The following is a 24595-nucleotide window of genomic DNA, read 5'->3' as shown; positions in this document are numbered from 1 at the left end:
CCTCCCAGCACCGCAGCCACCGTACCCGCGCCAGCCAATGCCGCCCCCAGACCGGCTACGCCTACCACCGCACTCGCGGAATCAAAGGCCAACTGCGTGCCGAACTGCGCCCTCTCAATGTCATTGGTGGCGTGGCTTAACTGATAAATATCAAACCCGACATTCACCAGCCCCAGCACAGTACCGACGCCTTCATTGGCGATATGCCCCAAGGCCTTTTGCACCAACGGTGCGCTGGTACGGGCGATCAGCTTTTCATCGTTCAGGGCCTGACGCACCAGGTTCACTACGCCGAGCACATCCACGATGTTGCCGTGGGCCAGTTGGGCATAGTTGACGTAGGCATGCAGGCGAATGGCGGTGGTCAGGGCCTTGTCACTACCGCTGACCGCGCCCTCGTGATGTCGCAGCGCATTCATCAGGGCTTGTACGGTGAACCCGGCATTGAGCGTATGAACGCTGCTGGCCTCCGTCGGATCAAGCGGACTGACCGATGCACGCGGGCGAGCGGCCAATGAATGGAAGGTTTCGGAGAGGAATTGTTTAATTCTCAGGAACCGGTGATCGCTGGTGGTGACACGCTCGGCGTGCCCGGACTCAGTGTTGACCAGACTGATTGCGTATCCCCCTGTCGGGGTTATCTCCAGTGTCTCGAACAGCGCAACAGAATCCGACGCCAGCCCGTGTTGCTCCTGCAATTGACGTGTCGCCTGCGCGATCTGCCCACCCCACCAGTGCGCGTCCAGTTCCAGCAATGAACTGCCCAGCGCCGCATTGTTGACCAGCGACCGTCCCCGGGCACTGGCCAGCCGTTGTCTTACACGTGGCACCGTTTGCTCAGGCAGCGCGCCTGACTCCGACAGGCTTGAAACCTCAATACCGGAGGCAAGTACCCTACTGTTCAGTTTTTCACCATCGAGCTCGATCAGATCAAAGGTCGGCCGTTGCGCATCGCCAAAGGCTGCGTAATGCATGGCCATTTTTTTGCGCAGGAGAATGTGCGTCAGTGCGTTACTGAACGCCAACGACGTAACCATCTCGAGGATCCCTATATTCGGATCGAAGAGCAGGTAATTGCTGCGCTCGCCTTCAAAGATTTTCGCCACTAGCATCGAGTGGTTATCCGAATTGAGCATTACAGTCGTGCTGGCCGTTTTTTCTTCCAGTAGCGCTACGATCTGAGCCAGATCAGAACGCATCAGTGGCTTGCCTATGTCATTGACAGGCGCGTCACGCAACTCCTCGATCATGCTCACAAACGCCTTTGAGTCCGCGGCCTCAGGCTCGCCGACAGCCAGGTAAAAGCGTTCTCTCAACGTGCTTGCCGCATTGTTGCCTTTGTGGAGCGCTGCGGCCATCGCCAGCGCTAATGGGTAACAGCGTCCGGCAACCCGGTCACCCACGCCTTCGAGCAACAAGTCCTGTGGCAATTCTTTGTAACTACCGTAAGGGAAGCTCTCCAGCACTTCATTGATTCGTTCGCCGACCTTGTGGCGGTACTCGAGTTTCGCCACATGCTGAATTCTGGCGACCGAGCGTCCCCATTCCAGCAGGGTCAGTGGGCGTGCGAGCGCCTGCTTCTTGAGATCGACACTGGTTTCAGACAGGGCCACGGACGGATTGGAAGCCCCCTTCAATCCGGCAAGGAAAGCCGGATGACTTTGCTTGAACAGCTCCTGTTCAATGGCTCCGTAACGGTGGATGACCCCCATGTCCGACATCGAGTTGGCAAGGTTTTCAAGCGTTGCACTGGCGGCATCAAAATGCTTTTTATCCAGTGTATTGACCCCCAACAGCCCCCCCAGCAACAGATATTGCAGCGGGTTTAATTTCATACTGATAAGCGGGTCTTTAGCGGTCTGACTCAGCAGTTCATCCACCGACAGGTTTTGTGTCGCTGCGTCCGCAGGGGGAGTCAGGGGATGGCTTCTGACATCCTGAGCAATGATTGCTTGCCGTTCATCGAAGCTCAGGGACCATGGTTTTTCAAACGTCACGCTGCCGTTGCGGCGCTGACTCATTGCCTTGCGAAATGGCTCTCCGAGATCATCGGCCAGTTGCTGCAACAGATCAGTGATCAACACATGACGACCTTCGATCACCGGCCAGCCTTCATCGAAATCAATGCTCTGGTACTTGAGCAGTTGTGCGACATCGCCGACATAGCGGTTTTTGAACTGCCCGGCCTGCCAATGCTGCTGTTCTCTATTCAGCCATTGAGCCAAGTTGCTCTCGTTCTCCATCCAGGAGTGATCCAGCTCTTCCTCGGTCGCCCGGTTGACGGTGGCGATGGCGGGTATGGCGACTTCAGCTCTCGAAGCTTCAGCGCCCCGTGGGGTGAAATGCATCTTCTCGTAATCCGCAAGCCCATTGCGCATCGCCGCAGGTCCGGTCAGATGAATCGTCACGTCACCCAGTGGACGGATACCGTCGCTGTAGTAATCAGAGGCAGCTCTGACCAACCCCCTGCCCGCTGATTCCTCCGCCGGTGATAATTCAAATAAACGCCCGAACCTTTTCTCGACCACTTCATTGGCAACCTCATGGATAGCCTGAAAGTCGTTAAGCGCAATCTTTCTTTCAGTGACTAACCGAATGGTGGCATTCACCACCTCATAGTTCAGCCTGAAACGGTCAAGAATGGTCTTGAGCATCGCTGCCCCGGGATGAGCCATCATGAACGCGTTACTCAACTCACCTTGGTCGACGACGGCACGCAGTCCATCAGGTCGCACCTGACGTTCAACCGGGCGCCGGAAAACACTGGCGAGATCGGGCTTGCTCTTGGCAAAACGCTCCAGCGCCTCACGGTGCTCCTGGGGAATTCGCTCGAAATAGTTTTTGTACTTGCTGCGTATAACCTGCCGCCCCGGCATCCACTCAGGACTGTGGTCAAGTATCAACTGCAAAACACCCAGGCGTGCATTCGGCTCAAACCGACTGATGTCCACCCCACCCAACGATTCCAACAGTGGAGGCAGGTTGTCGACATCGGCATAACTGCCACCGTCGGCCAACAGCGCCTCGACGCGGACAATGTCGGAGGCGGCAGCAAAGTTGCCACGCAAGCGTATTTCTCGCGCGTAGATGTCCTGCAAGTACAACGATGTCGCCTCGGTGGCGAGATCGCGAAGGACAATACCGCCCTCGCCCAACGACAACAGACTCTGACGGTTCTTTTCCCTTAGAACCTTCAACCGTGCTTCATCTTGGCTATAGGCTCTCACCAACAGATCGATCCTGGCGTTGTCGGCGCTCTCACCGCTCTCTACCGCTTTATTAATGTGCGCAAACATTTGCTGCTTGAGAACGATGGCCCGCTCTTCATACTTGTCGCCTAGTTCAAAAGCGTCACTACTGGTCTGCCCGCCATTAAGCATGGCGTCAGCCTTGGCGGCCTCGACAATAATCCGATTGGTTTCGTAAGCCAGCAATGCATCGCTGTCGTACCAGAGCTTGAGGGTGTAACCCTGCCCAGCCACGGTCTGTTTCCAGATATTGATGTAGTCGCGCTGGATATCGCCCAAACCGCCGCCGAGCCAGACAAAGTGCAGATTGTCAGGAACATTGGTTTTGGGCGTTTGCAACAGCTGCGCACCGTTCGACAAACGAGCCTCGAAACCTTCGAGCCGTTCGTAGATGTCTACCACATCGGGGGCAGGGCTCTGGGGAGGAAGCGATTCAGTCGTTCGTCGTTGTCGACTCTCAGGCCCGACCAAAGATGCCAAAGCCTGCTTCAACAGGCCCAGCGGCTCCAGCATCCTGGGCGAATCGAGCAAATCGATGCAGCCAGAGTAATACCTGAGGATGGCGTCATACTCCTCGGTACCTTTGTGCGAAATCAACGCCTGTTGAAGATCTTCAAGATTAAAAAGTTTTGCAAACCTTACATACTCTCCGACATACGACACATCCAAATAATTATTAGACAAGAGACTCTCCAGCTTCAATACATGCAATTAAGTTCCGAAAGCCAGCCGCGCAAATACCGCTCAACGACAATGGCAGCTCTTTTGTATTTTTGAACGAGACCAGATCAATACGCGAAGCAATTGCTTCACATGAGACAAAACTAAATCGTAAAAACAGCCACTTCAAACCCGAAGAAATTCAATTAATTTCAATACAATCAAATTTGAAAAAAATAAAACCTTATATTGCAGACCTAAATAAGCGCACTTAGACAAACAACATCGCGCGAACCATCAGCAAACAGCCGGTATTGTGACTCATGCGCAACGCCGAAGTGTTCGACTGCAAAGAAAGTATTGGATAACGGAAGAAAGCAGCGACAGAAAACAGTATTAATTCTTCGTGGCGAGATTCATAAATCCCACAACGACTGGTGAAATAAACGACGCATCAACGCCAAAGGGAAAGTGCCGACAGCAGACGGGAATGTATGAAGTGAGAAGCGGCCCTCGCGGGGCCGCTGTGTTCAGGAGGCAGGCTTGATGCCATACCACCGCGGCGTATACACCCACTCACCACCCTCGGCACGAGGGAACACGCAAGTGGTAGACGAACCGATCAGCACCATGGTGCGCATATCGACCTGATCAGGGGTCAGTTCGCCGAGCGTTGTGACCCGCAACGTCTGGCCAGGACGGCCAATGTCGCGGCCCAGCACCACCACCGTTTCCGGTGTGCGATGCCGGCCGACGATTTCCAGCGCCTGGCCCAGTTGCCACGGCCGCGCACGGGAGATCGGGTTGTAGAACGCCAGCGCCAGATCGGCTTCGGCGGCCAGGTCCAGGCGCTTCTCGATGATTGCCCAGGGCTTGAGGTTGTCCGACAGCGACATCACGCAGAAGTCATGGCCCAGCGGCGCACCGGCCTGCGCAGCGGTCGCCAGCGAAGCGGAGACACCCGGCAGGATCTCCAGGTCGACGCTGTGCCAGCTCGGCTCGCTCGACTCATGCAACGCTTCAAGCACCGCCGCCGCCATGGCGAACACACCGGGGTCACCGGATGAAACCACAATCACCGAACGGCCTTGCGCCGCCAGCTCGAAGGCGTGGCGGGCGCGCTGCATCTCTTCGCGGTTGTCAGTGCAATGCAGCACTTGGTCTTCGCGGAACGGTCCGGCCATGCGCACGTAGGTTTCGTATCCGAGTACGTCGGTGGCCCTGGCCAGCTCGGCCTTGACCGCTGGCACCATCAGTTCGGCGGCACCAGGGCCCAGACCGATGACGGCCAAACGACCGCGTGCCCGGCCGATCTGCGCAGCGTCCAGCGGCTCAGTGGCCACCGCGATGGCAATGCCGGTATCCGCTGACACGATGGTCGCGTTCGGCACGGTGTGGCGGGACAACTCGCTAACGCCGCCGCTGACCGACGCAAAACGCAGCGTCACGCCCAGCTCTAGTGCCGCTTCGCGCAGCGCCGAATTGGCCATGTGCAGGTCGCTGGCCAGCAGGCACGCCACCGATTGCACGGCGATGTTCGCTTGATGCAGGGTCGCGCGAATGACGCCTGACAGATCCGCGACCTCACCGCTCACCGCCACCAACACATTGCGCGGGTAGATCATCAATTCATTGGCCGCAGGCGCACGCTCGGCATGGCCGACATGGATCGACAACTGCGCGTGAGGATCTTGCGGCAACTGCGCCTGCGCCAGCCACGGCGCAGCCCCTTCGATGCGTACGCTTTGGCCGGCGAGCAAATCCGAGACGAAGCGCTTGCCCAGTTCCAGATCGCCGAGGGCGTAGCCGCTGGGTGGATTGAGCAGGCAGGTGCCGAAGCGCAATTCACCGCTGGTGGTGATCGCTGCAGCCACCTCGAGACCGGCAGCAATCTCGCGCGCCATGACGTTCACGCCACCGAGGCCGCCGAGCAGCGGCACCACGGCGCTGCCGTCTTCAGCCACGGCCAGCACGGGCGGCTCGGCGCCTTTTTCCAGCAGTAGCGGCGCCAGGGTGCGGATCACGATGCCCGCCGCACACAAGGCGATAATTGGCGTGTCCTGCTGATAGAGCTCACGCAAGGTGGCGCCGAATTCGTGATAGACGCGGTCCGCGCCGTCCACCCGTTCAGCCAGACCATGGATCAATGCGCCAGGGTACAGCTGCGCAATCTTGCGCGCAGTCGCGAGGCTGCCATTGCCCAGAATGACAATCGCCGGAACTGGACGGGCCATCAGCCTTGCCACCGTTCGCCGGGCACAATGATCAGCGAGAAGTACGGCGAGGACATCGGCTCGACCTGATCCAGCGGGACGATTTTCTGGTTGGCCATGGTCGCGCGTTCGACGTACAGCGCACGCCCCGCCAGCCCGAGTTCTTCGAGCACCTGACGGACCTTGGGAAAGTTGCGCCCCAGCTTCATGATGACCGCCGCATCGGCATCGGCCAGACGACGCTTGAGATCGTCGGCAGGCAATACGCCCGACAACACCGACAAACTCTGATTGCGATACACCAGCGGCGCGCCCAGTACCGAGGCACCGCCAAGCATCGAGCAAACACCCGGCACGACTTCGGCTTCATAGCGCTCGGCCAGTCGATCGTGCAGGTACATGTAGGAGCCGTAGAAGAACGGATCGCCTTCGCAGATCACCGCAACGTCACGGCCAGCGTCCAGGTGCGCGGCGAGTTCTTCGCCGGCCGCATCGTAGAAATCGCTGATCACTTGTTCGTACGACAACGGCGCCGGCAGCGCTTCGGTGGTCACCGGATACACCAGCGGCAGCAGCGTTTGCGCGTCCTGCAAATGCGCCTCGATGATGCCGAAAGCATTGCCCTTTTTGCCCTTGGCGACGAAGTACGCCACCACCGGCGATTCGCGCAGCAGGCGCAGGGCTTTGACGGTAATCAGTTCCGGATCACCGGGGCCGACGCCCAGGCCGATCAAACGTCCAGGTTGCTGCATCATTCGATCTCCGTGGCGAGGGCATTGACGGCGGCGGCGGCCATGGCGCTACCGCCCAGCCGGCCTTGCATGATGACGAAAGGCACGCCACGGCTGTCCGCCGCGAGCGCTGCCTTGGATTCGGCGGCGCCAACGAAGCCCACCGGGAAGCCGAGGATCAGCGCCGGTTTCGGTGCGCCGGCGTCGAGCATTTCCAGCAGATAAAACAGTGCGGTGGGCGCGTTGCCGATCACCACCACGCTGCCTTCAAGGTGCGGGCGCCATAGCTCCAGCGCGGCGGCGGAGCGGGTGTTGCCCAGCTCACGGGCAAGCTCCGGAACGCTGTCATCACGCAGGGTGCAGATGACTTCGTTGTTCGCAGGCAAACGCGTGCGGGTCACGCCTTCGCTGACCATCCGCGCATCGCACAGGATCGGTGCACCGGCGGCCAGCGCATCACGCCCGGCCTTGCCCGCGCCTTCGGAAAATTGCAGGCCGTCGATGGCGTCGACCATGCCGCAGGCGTGGATCACACGGACCGCGAGTTTCTCCAGATCGGGCGGAATACGCGCAAGGTTGGCCTCGGCACGAATGATCGCGAAGGAGTTGCGATAGATCTCCTGACCGTCGCGGATGTAATCAAGCATCAAGGGAGCTCCGTGAGCGGGCGTCGAGCAAGGCTGCGACCGCTTCAATAGTAAGGTTGCGTGCGTGCAGCGCGCCGAAACCCGGCTGCGCTGCATCGCGAAAATAGAGGTCGTAGTGACCGGGGGCGACGGCCAGTAACGTGACCGGCACCCGATGGGCGGCGGCGCAGGAACGCGGGCAGCCAGACAAATGCACCGTTTGATCGTGACGTCGCAACAGCGCCGCCAATTGCAAGGCGTCGCTCTTGGTATCGGTCAGGCCTTTGCCGCAGCCAGCGGAACCCGTGCAGGCGATCAACCGTGACAAGGGCTGACCGGCCTTGCACAGCAGGCCCAGTTGCTCCAGACGCCCAATGACTTCGGGCGCCCGTTCTTTTCGAACATTGGGCAGCAACAGACTTTGCCATGGGGTGAAACGCAGGCTCGCGTCGCCGAACTCGCGCGCCAGTTGTGCCGCGCCTCTGAGCATGACGGGATCGAGCCGCCCCAAAGGAGGTACGGCACCGATATAGACATATTCGGTTCCAGCCTGCGGATGAACGCCAATGTGCAGAGCATCCGGGCTCAATGAACGCCGCCAATCGGTGATCGACTTCAAGGACACTCGTTCGGCCAAACGAGCAAGAAACGCTGCGAACGGGTATTCGGCCAGCAAATGACGCATCCGCGTTTGATCAGGACGCGCCAGTTCAAGAAACAACTCCAGCACCGCAACGACCAGTGCATGCCCCTGCTCAAGTGGCACCGCGCCTGCGGGCCTGTCCGTGGGGCAACCCGCGAAACCGAACACCAGCAACCACTCGCCACCTCGCTCAACCGCAGACAACCACAGATCATGCGGGTGCTCGAGCATCGCCAACGCCTCGCCGCCATCGAGTTGCACCGCAAACTTGGCGCTGAGTTCGTGGAAACGTTCGTGGCTTTGCAGGGTGACAAGGATCTGTTCCGCCAGCTCACGCGTATCAAAGAGCATGCGCCGATCAATCCCGGCGCTCGGGCTGAGCATCAGATTGCGTACATCGTCGCCCGTCGCGGTACGCGGACCCAATCCAGCGGCGAGCAGGCTGTCGATCAGTGCTGTCTGTTCGCTGCCGATCCCGCGAATCTGCAGGTTGGCCCGATTGGTCGCCTCGATCACGCCCCCCGCAAACTGTTCAGCCGCGCGGGCCACCGCTTCAGCCTGGGCTGCGCTGATCGAGCCGCCGTTCAATTTGATCCGACAGATGCCGCCATCCAGCGCCGGGACGATACGCAGCAACCCCGGGCAAGCCGAGGGGCGTAAAGCGGTGGACATCGGGCGTTCGTTCAAGGGGGCGACCGGCTGTGTGGGAAAGGCGCTTCGCGGGCGAAGGCGCGGTATTATGCCTGCTTTGTTCGACGGCATGAAAAGCCTGCCCGTCGGAACAGTCCGTTTGAGGACTATATTTGAGGGCTATAGATGTCACCGTGGCTGACAGTAGTAGGAATCGGCGAAGACGGCTTCAAGGGCCTGGGCAAAAACGCCCGGCACGCTCTGCTGCGCGCTTCGCGGATCATTGGCGGTCAGCGACAACTGGATTTGCTGCCGGTGTGCATCCGTGGCGAGCGCCAGTTGTGGCCCAGCCCTTTCTGCCTTGAGCCGGTTTTGGCGCTGCGCGGCGAACCGGTCTGTGTGCTGGCCAGCGGTGATCCGATGTTCTTTGGCGTGGGCGCAAGCCTGGCCCGGCATCTGTCCCGTGATGAAATGCTGATACTGCCGGCGCCCTCCTCCTGCTCGCTGGCGGCGGCGCGAATGGGATGGCCGCTGCAGGATGTGGTCACGCTCTCGGTGGTGGCTCGCCCCATCGCCGCACTCAATGCGCAGTTGTTCAGCGGTGTTCGCTTGCTGGTGTTGAGCAACGACGGCCAGAGCCCGGCGGTCATCGCGGCGCTGCTGCGTGAGCGTGGTTTCGGGCCGAGTCGCCTCACCGTGCTGGAACATCTGGGCGGCGAAGCCGAACGACGCATCGAGGGTGTCGCCAATGACTGGAACAACCCTGTGATCGCCGATCTGAACCTGATCGCCATCGAATGCATCGCCGAACCGAACACGCCGCGCCTGTCCCGACTGGCCGGCCTGCCGGATTCCGCTTTCAAGCACGACGGCCAACTGACCAAGCGCGATGTGCGCGCCATGACCCTCGCGCGCCTCGCTCCGGTTCCCGGCGAACTGCTGTGGGACGTCGGCGCCGGCAGCGGTTCGATCGGCATCGAGTGGATGCGCGCTCATCCGAGCTGCCGGGCGCTGGCCGTCGAAGCGGATGAAGGTCGGCAGTTGTTGATCGAACACAACCGCGATGCCTTGGGCGTGCCCGGCCTGCAATTGATTCGCGGCAGTGCGCCACAAGCCTTGACCGGACTGGAACGCCCGGACGCAATTTTCATCGGCGGCGGCGTCACCCGCGAAGGCGTGCTCGACACTTGCTGGGCGCAACTCAAACCCGGCGGCCGGTTGATCGCCAACGCAGTCACCCTGCAAAGCGAAGTGACCCTGATGGCCTGGCGCGAACGGCATGGCGGTGAACTGACCCGCATCCACGTCGCTCAGGCGCAACCCTTGGGCGAGTTCGACACCTGGCGTCAGGCGCTGCCGATTACCTTGCTGGACGTGACGAAACCCCTCGATGCGTGACGAAACCGCCGAACAACCCGCCCCGCTACGCAGCGGCCTGACCACCGGCAGCTGCGCCACCGCCACCAGCCTTGCGGCGGCACGCCTGCTGCTCAGTGGCGTCGAAGCGGACGCCGTCGAAATCATTCTGCCCAAAGGCAAACGGGTGCAGATGCGCCTGGAATTCTGTCGGCTGATGAATGACGGCGCCGAAGCCGGAACGATCAAGGACGCCGGCGACGACCCCGACGTGACTCACGGCGCCCTACTCTTTTCCCAGGTGCGCCTGCACAGCGAGCCAGGCATCCGCTTCAGCGCCGGCCGGGGCGTGGGCACCGTCACCCGGCCGGGGCTGGTGCTGGGCGTCGGCGAACCCGCGATCAACCCGGTGCCGCGCAAGATGATTACCGACCACCTGACGCTGCTGGCCGAAGAGCTTGATTACCGGGGTGGTTTCGAGGTCACGGTGAACGTCGAGGACGGCGAAGCCCTGGCGCTGAAAACCATGAATCCGCGCCTGGGCATTCTCGGCGGTTTGTCGATCCTCGGCACCAGCGGCATCGTCCGGCCGTTTTCCTGCGCCGCGTACATCGCCTCGATCCATCAGGGCATCGACGTCGCCAAAACCAACGGCTACCTGCACATCGCCGCGTGCACCGGCAACGCCAGCGAAGACACCATGCGCCGGGTCTACGACTTGCCGGAAATCGCCCTGATCGAAATGGGCGACTTCGTCGGTGCGGTGCTCAAACATCTGCGCAAAGTGCCTGTGGATAAACTCAGCCTCTGCGGCGGCTTCGGCAAGATCAGCAAACTGGCCGCCGGGCACATGGACTTGCACAGTCGGCATTCGAGCATCGACCTGCCGCTACTGGCCGAGTGGGCGGCGGCGATTGGCGCCGATGAGGCGTTGCAGCAAGGGATTCGCGAGGCCAACACCAGCCAGCAAGCCTTGGCAATGGCCAGCGCTGCCGGGATCGCGCTGGGTGATGCGGTGTGTCAGCACGCGCTGGACTTTGCCCGCAGCGTGGTGCCGACGCAGGTTCAGGTCGAAGTGTTCGCCATCGATCGCCAGGGCGGGATTGTTGGCCATGCGGGAGCTTTTCAATGAAGCGCGTGTTGTTGCTGGGTGGCGTGACGGAAGCCTTGGCCATCGCCCGGACCCTCGGGCCGGAACACATCTATAGCCTGGCCGGCGTGGGGCGTGTGCCGACAGATCTTGACTGTCAGGTTCGCGTTGGCGGCTACGGCGGTGCCGAAGGGCTGGCGCAGTTCATTCGGGATGAAGGGATCGACCTGCTGCTGGACGCCACCCATCCCTACGCCGCACAAATCAGCCAGAACGCCGCTACCGCTGCGCGGTTGAGCGGTATTGCCTGCTGGGCCCTGCGGCGCCCGGCCTGGCAACCACAGGCCGGCGATGACTGGCGAGATGTCAGCGACTGGGCCGGGTTGATCGAGGCCCTCAAACCTTTCCGCAGACCGTTGTTCACCCTCGGTCGCGAACCCTTGCAGCATCTGCATGAAATCCCGCCAGAGCAATTCTGGACCTTGCGCGCACTGGACGTTTACCCGGGCAATGAACGCTGCGAAGTGATCGGCGCGCGTGGGCCGTTTCTGATCGAAGATGAACGTGCGCTGTTTGAACGTCGGCAGATTGATGTACTGATCAGCAAGAACAGCGGCAGCACCGCGACCGAGCCGAAGCTGGAAGTGGCACGGGAGCGTGGGGTGCCGGTGATTGTTTTGCAGCGGCCAGAGTTGCCGGGGGGGGTTGATCGGGAGTTTGGGTCGGTGAGTGAAGTACTGAAAGCCCTATCGGTGTAAGACGATTCCTGAGATCTCCATAACCTTGCCACTTTGCCGGCAACACTCTCGGACGGAGCCGGCTATCCACTCCATGGCTTCGATCCTATAGTCCGAGCCCTCTGATCCTAACAAGCACACCGACCTTACTTTCTAAGGACGAGTAAATTCGCCCCGAGTAAAGTGCGACTTGCCAACCTGTATCCCAAGGAATACGATCAAACATGATCGACTTCGAACGATCCCGAGCATTTGCTGACTGGCTCGACTCACTGAAAGACATCATTGGCAAAGCTCGCATCATTGCCAGACTCCGAGCTGCCGAGCATGGAAATTTTGGTGATTGCGAACCGGTGGGTGGAGCTGTTTATGAAATGCGTGTGCATTACGGTCCTGGCTACAGGATGTATTTCACCCGCCGAGGTGAAGTGGTTTATCTGCTGTTGGTGGGCGGTGACAAGTCGACTCAAAAACGAGACATCAAACGCGCCATTCAAATGGCGCAAAACATCGGTAATGAGGAGTAAATCATGGCCGAACAATTCACCCGTTTCGATGCCGCCGAATTTCTAAAAACACCAGAAGAAATGGCGGCTTACCTGGACGCCTGTTTTGAAGAAGATGCTGGCGACGGAGTGCTCATACGTGCAGCCCTTAACGACATAGCCCGAGCAAAGGGCATGACACAGATTGCCCGTGACGCGGGGCTGGGTCGTGAAAGTCTGTACAAAGCATTGGGCAGCACTGGCAACCCGGAATTCGCGACTATCATGAAAGTGATGAAAGCATTAGGCCTGCGCCTGCATGCCAGCGCTCTCTGATTGCACTGCGACACCACACCGCACGCCGCTTTTTTACTTATCGGCCCTGATCAGGCTAAATAGCCGCGCTTGATCCCCCACCCAACCGGATTTGCCCCATGTCCCGACAACGGCTCGCATTTGCCTGGATCGCCTGCTTCGCAGTGCTGTTCAACATGCTCGCCATGCCGATGACGGGAGCGATGGCGCAGACGGCGAAATCGCCTGCCGAGCAATTGTTGTGGGGCAGTTTCTGCTCGTCCAGCGGCACGAAGTTGGTGGCGATTTCCCTGGGCGATATCGAACAGAAAGCTCCTCAGAGTGACGACCACTCCACCATGCAACATTGCTGGTGCTGTTCAGGTTCTGCGCCACTGGTGGCGCTGCCGGGGCATGTACCGCAACTGTACTTCGCACATTTCGAGGCCAATCGCAGCCTGCCTGATACCTCTCTCGATACACCGACACCGCGCCAGCAATGGCCGAGTCTCAACCCCCGCGCGTCCCCTCTGGTGTGATTCCTTCTCGCAATTGACCTGCGTTTCGAATCGTTCTGGAGAACTGCCATGTTGAACAAACTCATCGTCCTGGCTGTATTGCTGCTGCCTGCCTGTTTTGCCAATGCTCACGAATACAAGGCTGGCGAGCTTGAGATCGCCCATCCGTGGTCGCAGGAGTTGCCGCCCAACGCGCCAACGGTGGCGGCGTATTTCGTGATTCACAACAGCGGTAAAACCGCCGACCGACTGCTCAGCGTCGACTCGCCCATTGCAGGCGAAGCCCAGTTGCACGAGCACGTCATGCAAAACGACCTGATGAAAATGCAGCAGGTGCCGAGCGTCGACATTCCTGCCGGTGGCAACGTCTCTTTTGCACCGATGGCCTACCACGTAATGCTGGTAAACCTGAAGGACCGCAGCCTGCTGAGCGACGGCAAACGCTTCCCGCTGACGATGCATTTCGAGAAGTCCGGCGCCGTAACGGTGGACGTCTCGGTGCAGAAGAAGCCGCCGGAAAGCATGCAGACGCACGCCCACGCCCAGTAAGCGACTGAGCAAAAACGCCCATGCGCCCGCTTAGCGCCAGGTCATCCGCACACCGTCGTCAGCCGTTAAGCCTGACGCGCGGCAGCTGGATCAGCCTGTTCGCCATGTTGATGATCTTTATCGGCCCGCTGATTTCTCAGTCGATGCCGATGGATCAACGCGCCTCGATGTCGATGTCGATGGACATGTCGGCAATGGAGCACGCCGATCACGGCGCGCAAGCCGCGGCCGAGCACTGTCCACCAAAAGCCGACCACCATGCACTCTGGGAAAAATGCGGCTATTGCAGCCTGCTGTTCAATTGCCCGGCGCTGACTGGCGGCCAGTCCTTCGTCGCATTCGACACGCCCAAAGCCACCACCTTCACCACACCCTCCCCTCGCCTGGGCCACGCCCGGCAAACCTTTTTCCCCGGCGCCCGCACCCGCGCTCCGCCCATCGCCGCGTAAACACCCACCTCCGATCTCACACGGTTTCGAAGACAGCCACAGCAACCTGTGGGAGCGAGCCTGCTCGCGATCGCGATGGGTCATTCAACATTGATGTTGGCTGACCCTCCCTCATCGCGAGCAGGCTCACTCCCACAAGGAATGCGCAGGCTGCCGGCCGTGTCGTTTACGACTGTTCGATGGAAAATGTCATGTCCAGGTTTTCCGCTGACACACGCTTGAGCGCTGCCCAGGCTTCTTTTGCCCTGAACGAATCTCGCGTTCGCTTCAGGCACGCCACCGCCTTCCTTTGCGGGGCACTGCTGACCCCCATGGTGCTGGCCGATGAACACGCCGGCCACAGTGAAGAATTGAGCCCAACGGTGATCACCGCCATCGCGCCGAGTTCGCCCCTGACCATCGTCACCAACCCCAAGGATCCGCGCCAACCGGTGCCGGCCAGCGACGGTGGCGACTACCTGAAAACCATCCCCGGCTTCGCCCTGGTGCGCAATGGCGGCACCAACGGCGACCCGGTGCTACGCGGCATGTTCGGCTCGCGGCTGAACATCCTCACCAACGGCGGCCAGTTGCTCGGCGCCTGCCCCGGCCGAATGGATGCACCGACCTCATACATCTCGCCGGAAACCTACGACAAACTCACCGTGATCAAAGGCCCGCAAACTGTGCTCTGGGGACCAGGCGCGTCGGCCGGGACCATCCTCTTCGACCGCGAGCCGGAAAGCTTCGGCGAACTCGGCACGCGAGTGAACGCCAGCGTGCTGGCGGGCTCCAACGGCCGTTTCGACAAAGTGGTGGACGCGGCTGCCGGCGGGCCATTGGGTTACGTGCGAGTGATCGGCAACACCGCGCAGGCCGACGACTACCGGGACGGTAACAACGACACTGTGCCGTCGCGCTATGACAAATGGAACGGCGACGTCGCAGTGGGCTGGACCCCGGACGCCGACACCCTGCTGGAACTCACCGCCGGCAAGGGCGATGGCGAAGCGCGTTACGCCGGTCGCGGCATGGACGGCTCGCAGTTCAAGCGCGAAAGCCTGGGCCTGCGTTTCGAGCAGTCGAACATCGGCGACGTGCTGGACAAGGTCGAGGCGCAGGTTTACTACAACTACGCCGACCACGTGATGGACAACTACACCCTGCGCACGCCGTCCGGCACCGGCATGATGGCCGGTCCCATGGCCTCCAACGTCGACCGTCGAACCCTCGGCGCACGGATCAAAGCCACGTGGCGCTGGGCCGACGTGCAATTGATCAGCGGCATCGATGCGCAGACCAGCGAACATCGCCAGCGCAGCGCCATGGGCATTGACGTCTACAAGGACTTGCCGCGCAACAAGGATGCCGACTTCCACAACTACGGCGTGTTCAGCGAATTGACCTGGTACGCCGCCGACCGTGACCGGCTGATTACCGGCGCGCGCCTGGACCGTGCCTCGGCCAAGGATTTGCGGCAGACCACTGGCTCGGGAATGATGGCGCGCCCCAACCCGACCGCCGACGACACCCGTGCCGACACACTGCCAAGCGGCTTCGTCCGTTACGAGCATGACCTGGCCGATAGCCCGACCACGCTGTATGCCGGCCTCGGTCACACCCAGCGTTTCCCGGATTATTGGGAGCTGTTTTCACCCAAATCCGGCCCCGCCGGCTCGGTGAATGCCTTCGATTCGATCAAGCCTGAAAAAACCACCCAGCTCGACTTCGGCCTGCAATACAAGACCGAAGACCTCGAAGCCTGGGCCTCGGGTTACGTCGGGCAGGTGCGCGACTACATCCTGTTCAACTACACGCCAACAATGATGGGCATGACCTCGCAAGCACAGAACATCGACGCGCGGATCATGGGCGGCGAATTGGGTGCGGCCTACAAGCTGACCAGCCACTGGAAAGCCGATGCGACCCTGGCCTATGCCTGGGGCAAGAACAGCAGCGACGGTAACGCACTGCCGCAAATGCCGCCGCTGGACGCACGTTTCGGCCTGACCTACAGCGAAGACAACTGGAGCGCCGGGGCCTTGTGGCGGGTGGTTGCGGCGCAAAACCGCATCGACCAGAACAAGGGCAACGTGGTCGGCAAGGACTTCGACAAGACCTCGGGGTTTGGCGTGTTCTCGCTCAATGGCGCGTACCGGATCAACCAAAACTGGAAGGTCAGCACCGGCGTCGACAACCTGTTCGGCAAGGCGTACGCCGAGCACTTGAACCTGGCCGGCAACGCCGGTTTCGGCTACCCGGCCAATGACCCGCAAGCCATTAAAGAACCGGGGCGCACGCTCTGGACCAAGGTGGACATGAGCTTCTAAAGCATCGTCGGAGCGCCGTCCGGAGCAACCTCGCTCCCACAGGGGGCCGGTGTTCAACCCTTGTTTGCGATCAATTACCCAACAACTAAAAGACCCAAGCCTAGCGGAGCACACGTGATGAAACAGCCCAAACCGAATTTCTACAACCTGGCCTGGCGTTGGCATTTCTATGCCGGTCTGTTCGTCGCGCCTTTCATGGTGATGCTGGCCCTGACCGGGATCATTTACCTGTTCAAGCCGCAACTCGACCCGTTGATGTACGCCAGCCTGCTGAACGTCCCGGCCGGGCATCACAGCGTCCCGGCCGATGACCTGCTCAAGCGGGTGAAAGAGGCTTACCCTCAAGCCACGATCAAGCAGTATTTGCCGCCGGTCAACGCCGAACGCAGCGCGCAATTTGTCGTGCTCGATGGCGGTAACGAGCTCAACGTTTTCGTCGATCCCTACCACGGCGATGTCCTCGGCGAGCAAGACGCGAAAAAGAATCTGCAAGCCGTTGCGCGAGCGATTCATGGCGAATTGATGATCGGCACCGTCGGTGATCGACTGATCGAACTGGCCGCCGGTTGGGGCGTGGTGCTGGTGGTCTCCGGCGTCTTTCTGTGGTGGCCGCGCGGCCAGGCGGCCGGCATCCTGTGGCCACGCTTGAGCAGTCGCGGTCGAGTGCTCTGGCGTGACCTGCACGCGGTGACCGGGTTCTGGGGCGCGTCGTTGCTGCTGGTGATGCTGCTCAGCGGCATGACCTGGACCGGGTTCTGGGGCAAGCAATACGCGCAAGTGTGGAACGTCTTTCCGGCCGCGATGTGGGACAACGTGCCCCAGTCCGATGTCGAGGCCCGCAGCCTCAATACCGCCACCCGCCAGACCGTGCCTTGGGCCATGGAAAACACACCGATGTCGATGTCCGGCGACCACGCCGAACACATGGCCCACAGCGGCACGCAAGCGGGTCCCGCCGCACCGACCATCAGCCTGCAAGACGTGCAGGACATCGCCGTGCAACGCCAGGTCGAACCGGGCTACAGCATCACTTTCCCGGCCACCGCCACTGGCGTGTTCACCATCGCCGTGTTCGCCGACGACCCGCGCAACGACGCCACCTTGCATATCGATCAGTACACCGGCAATGTCCTCGCCGACGTGCGTTTCGAGCAGTACGGCACCGTCGCCCGGGCAACAGAAATCGGCGTGATGCTGCACGAAGGCAAGATGTTCGGCCCGCTCAACCAGATCATCATCCTGCTGATCTGCCTGATGATTCTGCTCAGCGCCGTCAGCGGTGTGGTGATCTGGTGGAAGCGCCGTCCACTAGGAAAATTCGGTGTTCCGCCGCTGCGCCACGACTTGCCGAAATGGAAAACCGCGATGGTCATCATGTTTGCATTGGCGGTGGTGTTCCCGTTGGTGGGCGCGTCCCTGGTGGTGGTCTGGCTGCTCGATCGGGTGCTGCTGTCGCGATTCAATCGGCAAACTGAATCGGCCTCACCTTCATCATGAAACAGGCGAGATGCGCGGCTTAGAGGGATCTGTAGACTTCCCGCGCTTATCTCCCGGTCATTTTCAGTGTTACTGTGTAACGCAAAATGCCGTTCTGATCCAATGGCCCCTTCGCGAGCAAGCCCGCTCCCACATTAGATCGCATTCCAGAGTGGGAGCGGGCTTGCTCGCGAAAGCGTCATCAGCATCACCAATATCTCAGAGCAAATGCATGACCTCGCTGAACCTCACGAACCTCGCCTGGACACCCCTGGGCCACCGCCATTGTCATCACCAGTTTCAACTGCGTGATGCAACCTTGCACGTGCTCCCCGGTGAGTTCGTCGGTCTGATCGGGCCCAACGGCAGCGGCAAAACCAGTCTGCTGCGCTGTGCCTGGCGCTTCAGCAAACCCGAGCGCGGCGAGGTCAAGCTCGACCACCACAACGTCTGGAAGCAATCCTCGCGCTGGTGCGCGCAACGCATCGCCGTGGTCCTGCAGGAATTCCCCGACGCCTTCGGCCTCACCGTCGACGAAGTCGTCGTCATGGGCCGCACCCCACACAAAGGCCTGTTCGACGGCGACACCCTGGAGGACAGAAAACTCGCCACCCAGGCCCTCGAATCAGTCGGTCTGAAAGGCTTCGAGGATCATGCCTTCGTCACCCTCTCCGGCGGTGAAAAACAGCGCGTGATCCTCGCCCGCGCCCTGGCTCAGCAACCGCAAATGCTGATCCTCGACGAGCCGACCAATCACCTCGACCCGCGTTATCAGCTCGAACTGCTGCAGCTGGTCAAACGCCTGAAGATCGGCACCCTGGCGAGCATCCACGACCTCAATCTGGCGGCTGCTTTCTGTGATCGGCTGTACGTGATCAATCATGGCCGCATCGTCGCCAGCGGCACGCCCAAAGAAGTCCTGACCGCGCCACTGCTGCGCGACGTGTTCGGCGTCGAAGCGCTGATCGATGAACATCCCTTGCACGGCTACCCACGAATGACCTGGATCACCCAACCATGACTTTGCGTTCCCTGCTTTGCGCCGCTCTGTTGCTGGGCAATGCCCAAGCATTTGCCGATGCCACGCGTTACCCGCTGACGATTCAGAGCTGCAACCGCGAAGTGACCTTCAAGCAAGCACCGAAACACGCGGTCAGCCACGACATCAACATGACCCAGATGATGCTCGCCCTAGGCCTGAAATCCAGCATGGCCGGTTATAGCGGTGTGACCGGCTGGAAGTCGGTCACGCCCGAGATGCAAACCATCCTCGACGGCTTGCCGGAGCTGGCGGCCAAGTACCCGTCGGTGGAAACCCTGCTCAACGCCAACGTTGATTTCTTCTTCGCTGGCTGGGATTACGGCATGCGTGTGGGCGGTGACCTCACACCGCAAACGTTGCAGCCGCTGGGCATCGATGTCTACGAGCTGACCGAGTCCTGCGCGTTCGTGATGAAGCGTCCGCCAGCCAGCCTGGAAGACACCTACAACGACCTGCGCAACCTCGGCAAAATCTTCGACGTGCAGAATCGCGCCAATGCCTTGATCGCCCAGATGCAATCGCAGATCGCCGAAGTGCGAAAGGATCTGCCGGCAGACAAACCTCGGGTGTTTCTCTACGACAGCGGTGAGGACCGGGCCATGACGTCCGGTCGCCTCGGTATGCCGCAAGCGCTGATCGACGCCGCTGGCGGGCGCAATATTCTGGATGACGTCGAAGCGAGCTGGACCCGGGTCAATTGGGAGAACGTGGTCGAGCGCAATCCGCAAGTGATCGTCATCGTTGATTACGGCGAAGTCACCGCCGAACAGAAAGAGCAATTTCTGCTGAAAAACCAGGCGCTGCAATCGGTGGACGCGATCAAGAACCGGCGCTTCATCGTGATTCCGTATGTGCAGGCCACGCCGGGGATCGACAACGTGCTGGCGGTCGAAACCCTGGCCAAGGGTTTGCGCGGCGAATGATCAATCGTCGTTACGCCTTGTTGCTGGTGGCCCTCGGCGCGTTATTGCTGGTGTCGTGCGTGGTGTCGCTGGGCTTTGGCCCGGCGCGGGTGCCGGTGGAGGTGGTGGGGCGGATTCTGTTGCACAAGATGTTCGGTGTCGGCGTGCCGGACTGGGCCGCCGGACAGGAACACATCGTCTGGCTGATTCGCGTGCCGCGCATGCTATTGGGTGCGCTGGTGGGTGCCGGGCTGGCGCTGATCGGTGCGGTGCTGCAAGCGGTGACGCGCAATCCGCTGGCCGACCCGCATTTGCTCGGGGTCACCTCCGGCGCGACCCTCGGTGCGGTGATCGTGGTGCTGCATGTCGGTGAAATGGTTGGTCTGCTGACCTTGCCGATCGCCGCGTTTATCGGCGCGTTACTGAGCATGCTGATCGTGCTGATGATTGCTAACCGCAACGGGCGTCTGGACAGTGATCGACTGCTGTTATGCGGCGTGGCGGTGTCCTTTGTGATGATGGCGATCGCCAATCTGCTGCTGTTTCTTGGCGACCATCGCGCGAGTTCGGCAGTGATGTTCTGGATGCTCGGCGGGCTGGGTTTGGCGCGCTGGGAATTGCTCGCGGTGCCGGCGGCCAGCGTATTGCTGGGGCTGGTGTTGCTGCTGGGCATGGCTCGACCGTTGAATGCGTTGATGGCCGGCGAACAGACCGCCGTAACCCTTGGCCTCAATGCTCGCACCGTGCGTTTGCGGGTGTTTTTGATTGCGTCGCTGATGACGGGGGTGCTGGTGTCGATCAGCGGGTCTATCGGGTTTGTCGGGCTGATGGTGCCGCATATCGCACGTCGGCTGGTCGGGGCCGAACACCGGCGATTGCTGCCGGTGTGCGTGCTGTTGGGCAGTGTGTTTCTGGTGTGGGTCGATGTCGCCGCCCGCACCCTGATCGCCCCCGAGGATTTGCCGATCGGCGTGGCCACGGCGGCGATTGGCGGGTTGTTTTTTATCGGTCTGATGCGCAGGCGCTGATGCCAACGGTTGTGACCGCCCCCTCTTTACAACTCATCCCTCGTGGGGTGGGGGAAGATATCCTGAACCTGTTGGCGTCTGAGGCTCCAGTCGGAGCCCAGGCGCCTGGCCTGATTCCAGAAATACGCAGGCTTGAGCACCTGCAAATTGCCGATGTCCGCCAGACGGGTAATAAACACATCGGTCGACAGCACGGTGGCCCACTTGCCTTCGACGAGCTGAACAGGCTGGGTCAGCAGCAATGTTCGCTCCGAGGGTGAATAGGTTGGCGTGTATTTAAGCAATGCTCCATAACGCGTCGAATAGTAGTAGGCGTTGATATCGAACCCTTTGGCTTTCAAGGCATGGGTGTGCGCATGCACCTGGGCTGGAGAGGCAAAGTTTGCGTCAGTTGCATCGGAGCGTTCGGCCAGTGTCGAGCCTGCTGCCTGGAAAAGCTGATGACCGGCCACCAATGTGTAGCCGTCGGGAAAACGTGGCGGCTTATTGCGCGATGAGGTCAAGGGATCACTCGCAATACGGAAAATTCGCTTGATGGCTTCATTGGGATACCCAGGGTCTGCAATGGGCTCCAGTGCCACAAAGGAATTGCTGCCGGGGCGGCTCAAAATCCCGCTGGCGTGCACCGTCGTTTGACTCTCGTGACTGCCCAGCCGCGACTGCGCATAAAGGGCCGCGTCGTCAGGATGATGGAACATCGGCCCCAAGGCTGGCGCAGGGCTGTTGGCCCACTGCTCATCGACGGAAACAGAAGGCATGCGGGGCCGCCAGTTCTGGCCCACTTTGCCTTTTCGGGACCAATAGGCGCTGGTCACCAGGACCTCCAGTTCTCCGGACTTGGCCATTCGCTGGATGTAACTGCTCAGCCTGAACCTGCCCTCACCGATGTCCTTCCAGTCACGCTGTGCGTGCTCAAGCGCGGCAAACGGATTGTCCTTGAATTCGTACTGGCCGAATTTGTCCCGCGAAAGGTCCGGGTCGAAGGGGCTGAGCAACAATCGCAACAAGGCACCATCGGCGCAGGAGAAATAAATCGGTCTGAAGCCATGGGGCGTTCGCGCAGCGTCACGGGCCAGACTGACGTCCACGGGGGAAAGGAAATGCCGGTAATCATCGTCCGACAGCTTTTGCGGCACTTGCCCCGCGCACAGGTGAATCGCGCTGCTGACGTGAGAAGAAGGCAGTACACCGGGAAAGATACGCTCATACGCTAACCATGTGCCTTGCACGTCAATGGGCAGAGTCGCAATGAAGGCGCCGGTACGGGTATTTTTCAGAATGAATCCAAAACCTGTCGCTGAACGATTGCGTGCACGTTCATGAGCGAAACAGGCCGCATCCTGTTCTCGAAGGTACATCGGGCTGCAGGCCGGCTCGGCAACCGCTCGTGCATAGCCGGAAGTTACCGAGGCGGCCGGGGGATAGGCTTCGAATTCTGTCACTGTACGAGCCGGGCCCCATAGCGGGCTCCCTGAAACCACTTGCAGGTAACCGGACTTCGCCAGGCTTTTTACCCAGTCTGTCGGTGACAGCAGCCCCCGATAGATTTGCTCCTTGATCGATGCGGCATCCAGCTCTCGCCCCGGCTTGCCCGAAGTGCCCAGGGCAATGGCCAGGTCGGCTTTGAATCGTGCCCATAACCCGGCCCGATAGCGAATGGTCGCGCCGTCCGGCGCCAGAAAGTATTCATCGTACGTTTGCCCTTCCCGGGTGAATGCGGTGTACGCGACATCGGCGGAGAGCATGTTGAGATACACCTCCTTGTCGACTTTCGACAGCAGCACCGGCAACTCGCGAGGCACTCGGGAGCGATAGCGCGCAACGATCGAACACCCCGCCGGAAACTGGCCAAGCGTCACGGCTTCGTCCGGGAAGACCCACGGGATATCAAAGTCTTCTCGCAGGATAGCGATCGGATCGGTGGCCACAAAAAAACCATCGGCTCGTTTCAGGATCACACCGCCAAACGCCTTGGCGCTACCGCTCGGTATTTGCGAACGCACCTGCAGAGCCGCATCATCAGCCGTCAGAAATACCGGGCCTAGGGTGCGCCGTTGCAGGTTCATGCTCGACTGCCAGTACTTGTCGACCACCCCTTTACTGTCCCAGCAGACATTGGTGCGCATCACCTGCAACACACCGCTGTTGGCGACCACTCGGACAAAACCCGTCGGGGTCAGCACACCACTGGCCAAATTTTTCTGTATCTCCTCCAGCCCCATGCCGGGGGTGTCGTTGTCGAACAGCTTGGTGCCCTTGCGCGGGACGTATTTGAGCAGGGCTCCGTCCTGAGTCGAGACGTAGAGAGGAATGACCCTGTCCGGGTCCAGCACCGGACGTTTGTTGGAGTCATAAACCACTACAAACAGATCCCTGGGCACAATGAAGTGGTGCGCCAGCCAGCGCCTGGCCGGGTCGCGGGCGTGCTTGACCCGTTGGCGCGAATAGTAAAAAGCGTGGAGCTTGAATGACTCGGGATAGTCATAGTCCCCGGCCTTGCGGGAAATGCCAAACAGGCTGCGCAACGAGTAAAGCTTGTCTCTCCCATCGCTGACCGGGACCAGTTCAGTGGCGATGTATTCTTCCTTGCCTTGTTGTTTGAGGATGAATCCGAACCAGGTTCGTTCTTCGTCATGCAGCTCGGTGTCTTTGGCGTAGCGCTCCAGTGCCGCCTCATCGGCTGACCGGGAAACCGCACCAAACGACACCCGCTGCGGCACGCTACGTTCCCACGGACCGGCCGCGACAGGGCCGGTTATTCTTCCCCGAGGCCGCCAGCGACCGTTGCTGACGAGGACTTGTAAATCGCCGGCCGCCGCCGCTTCCTCGACGAATTGCTCCGGTTTGATGACTCCCGTCTTCATTCCCAGGGCAAACACGCCAGGTGCGGCCTCGGTGCCCAGTTGCGCCAGCAGGCTCGACGTACCAAGCCTGTCGGGAGTGAAACCGATCAGGCTGTTTTCGGCCCCTGAAAGATAAGCCGGCAGACCGCTCCGCAGGCTGTTGCGCAGTTCGTCAACGCTGAACATCAACAGGCTGGTCGCGGCATCTTCGACAGTCCACTTCAGTTGAGTAACCTTGGCGACGTCGAGCGTCGAAAGCGCAGGATGCGAATAGAAACGACTGTGCAAGACATGCTTGTCGGGGATCACCTTGTGATGGGAAGTCATGCTGACCGGATGCCCGGTCAGGTCGGTGAGCACAAACCGGTGATCGTTTCGCTGAAGGATATAGCCGTAATACCCGCGGTTACGGTGGCGGCCGATTCGCTCATGGGCATAACGAGCGGCATCGTCTGCGGAAAGAAACGCCCTTTCCAATAGGTTCAGTGCCGATCCCGACGGGGTCGACGCGAGTTGTTGGGGTTGTTCGTCCATGCAGTGGAACTCCATTGAGTCATTCAAGGGTGTCCTCACTCTCGCACCGCAAAGTATTGCGCAGGCGGTACATAGTTACTACTTCGTGCGCTCGGCACCACTTGGACGCATCGCCGTGCACGCAAGCGTTTTTATGCCCGTTCACGGTGCAACAAGTAGCTGCGCCGAACGTTTTCACCCCCGCGCAAAAGCACTTGCGGTGTTAGGCACAGCCCTTGCTAAAGACCCTTCA

19 protein-coding genes are annotated in these 24595 nt (G+C 60.4%); 13 read left to right on the top strand and 6 right to left on the bottom strand.

The genetic code is table 11. The features are described 5' to 3' along the window. The 5 genes from KGB03_RS18585 to cobG all read right to left on the bottom strand — a co-directional run. On the bottom strand, window positions 1-3932 hold a 3932-nt coding region (locus tag KGB03_RS18585), incomplete at its 3' end, for a TcdA/TcdB catalytic glycosyltransferase domain-containing protein (RefSeq protein WP_317851237.1). A gap of 506 nt (window positions 3933-4438) precedes the next feature. Further along, window positions 4439-6142 (bottom strand): precorrin-3B C(17)-methyltransferase, encoded by a 1704-nt coding sequence (cobJ, locus tag KGB03_RS18580; protein WP_223528139.1) that lies wholly within the window; start codon window positions 6140-6142, stop codon window positions 4439-4441. After that, window positions 6142-6873, bottom strand: coding sequence for a precorrin-2 C(20)-methyltransferase (locus tag KGB03_RS18575; protein ID WP_111449200.1), 732 nt, complete (start codon window positions 6871-6873; stop codon window positions 6142-6144). The genes cobJ and KGB03_RS18575 overlap by 1 nt, the downstream gene beginning before the upstream one ends. Continuing rightward, a complete protein-coding gene (locus tag KGB03_RS18570) occupies window positions 6873-7499 on the bottom strand; it encodes a precorrin-8X methylmutase (RefSeq protein ID WP_008153772.1) in 627 nt (208 codons plus the stop codon). Before KGB03_RS18570 ends, KGB03_RS18575 begins: the two co-directional genes overlap by 1 nt. Continuing rightward, window positions 7492-8793 (bottom strand): precorrin-3B synthase, encoded by a 1302-nt coding sequence (cobG, locus tag KGB03_RS18565; protein ID WP_317851236.1) that lies wholly within the window; start codon window positions 8791-8793, stop codon window positions 7492-7494. The genes KGB03_RS18570 and cobG overlap by 8 nt, the downstream gene beginning before the upstream one ends. A gap of 144 nt (window positions 8794-8937) precedes the next feature. On the opposite strand from cobG, the gene cbiE reads away from it, so the two are divergent. From cbiE to KGB03_RS18500, 13 genes are all read left to right on the top strand, one after another. Further along, complete coding sequence (gene cbiE / locus KGB03_RS18560; RefSeq protein ID WP_223528134.1) at window positions 8938-10149, top strand: precorrin-6y C5,15-methyltransferase (decarboxylating) subunit CbiE; 1212 nt, start codon at window positions 8938-8940, stop codon at window positions 10147-10149. Next, window positions 10142-11239: a cobalt-precorrin-5B (C(1))-methyltransferase gene (locus tag KGB03_RS18555; protein ID WP_223528131.1), complete on the top strand. Its 1098-nt coding sequence runs from the start codon at window positions 10142-10144 to the stop codon at window positions 11237-11239. Before cbiE ends, KGB03_RS18555 begins: the two co-directional genes overlap by 8 nt. After that, entirely contained in the window at window positions 11236-11955 is a 720-nt protein-coding gene (locus tag KGB03_RS18550) for a cobalt-precorrin-6A reductase (protein WP_223528128.1), read from the top strand. The genes KGB03_RS18555 and KGB03_RS18550 overlap by 4 nt, the downstream gene beginning before the upstream one ends. Window positions 11956-12158: 203 nt before the next feature. Next, on the top strand, window positions 12159-12461 hold the full coding sequence (locus KGB03_RS18545) for a type II toxin-antitoxin system RelE/ParE family toxin (RefSeq protein ID WP_074873405.1): 303 nt from the start codon (window positions 12159-12161) through the stop codon (window positions 12459-12461). A 3-nt stretch (window positions 12462-12464) separates the two neighbouring features. Beyond that, entirely contained in the window at window positions 12465-12755 is a 291-nt protein-coding gene (locus KGB03_RS18540) for an addiction module antidote protein (protein WP_074873403.1), read from the top strand. Between the two features lie 98 nt (window positions 12756-12853). After that, window positions 12854-13252, top strand: a complete 399-nt coding sequence (locus KGB03_RS18535) for a DUF2946 domain-containing protein (protein WP_223528125.1) — start codon at window positions 12854-12856, stop codon at window positions 13250-13252. A 48-nt stretch (window positions 13253-13300) separates the two neighbouring features. Beyond that, complete coding sequence (locus tag KGB03_RS18530; protein ID WP_074873399.1) at window positions 13301-13780, top strand: copper chaperone PCu(A)C; 480 nt, start codon at window positions 13301-13303, stop codon at window positions 13778-13780. A 20-nt stretch (window positions 13781-13800) separates the two neighbouring features. Beyond that, complete coding sequence (locus tag KGB03_RS18525; protein ID WP_223528122.1) at window positions 13801-14229, top strand: DUF2946 domain-containing protein; 429 nt, start codon at window positions 13801-13803, stop codon at window positions 14227-14229. 191 nt (window positions 14230-14420) lie between these two features. Continuing rightward, a complete protein-coding gene (locus tag KGB03_RS18520) occupies window positions 14421-16538 on the top strand; it encodes a TonB-dependent copper receptor (RefSeq protein WP_223528119.1) in 2118 nt (705 codons plus the stop codon). A 117-nt stretch (window positions 16539-16655) separates the two neighbouring features. Then, window positions 16656-18035 (top strand): PepSY-associated TM helix domain-containing protein, encoded by a 1380-nt coding sequence (locus KGB03_RS18515; RefSeq protein ID WP_223528116.1) that lies wholly within the window; start codon window positions 16656-16658, stop codon window positions 18033-18035. 211 nt (window positions 18036-18246) lie between these two features. After that, window positions 18247-19035, top strand: coding sequence for an ABC transporter ATP-binding protein (locus KGB03_RS18510; RefSeq protein ID WP_223528114.1), 789 nt, complete (start codon window positions 18247-18249; stop codon window positions 19033-19035). Next, complete coding sequence (locus KGB03_RS18505; RefSeq protein WP_223528111.1) at window positions 19032-19979, top strand: ABC transporter substrate-binding protein; 948 nt, start codon at window positions 19032-19034, stop codon at window positions 19977-19979. The genes KGB03_RS18510 and KGB03_RS18505 overlap by 4 nt, the downstream gene beginning before the upstream one ends. Then, entirely contained in the window at window positions 19976-20986 is a 1011-nt protein-coding gene (locus KGB03_RS18500) for a FecCD family ABC transporter permease (protein ID WP_223528108.1), read from the top strand. The genes KGB03_RS18505 and KGB03_RS18500 overlap by 4 nt, the downstream gene beginning before the upstream one ends. 26 nt (window positions 20987-21012) lie before the next feature. Here KGB03_RS18500 and KGB03_RS18495 read toward each other — a convergent pair whose 3' ends face one another. Beyond that, window positions 21013-24363 carry a DUF4329 domain-containing protein gene (locus KGB03_RS18495; RefSeq protein WP_223528106.1) on the bottom strand — a complete coding sequence of 1117 codons (3351 nt, stop codon included), beginning with the start codon at window positions 24361-24363 and terminating at the stop codon, window positions 21013-21015. Between the last annotated feature and the right edge of the window lie 232 nt (window positions 24364-24595).

Source organism: Pseudomonas sp. BF-B-26 (assembly GCF_019956495.1).
In the GTDB taxonomy this organism is placed as follows: Bacteria; Pseudomonadota; Gammaproteobacteria; order Pseudomonadales; family Pseudomonadaceae; genus Aquipseudomonas.
This window is presented reverse-complemented; position numbering and strand designations above follow the sequence as displayed.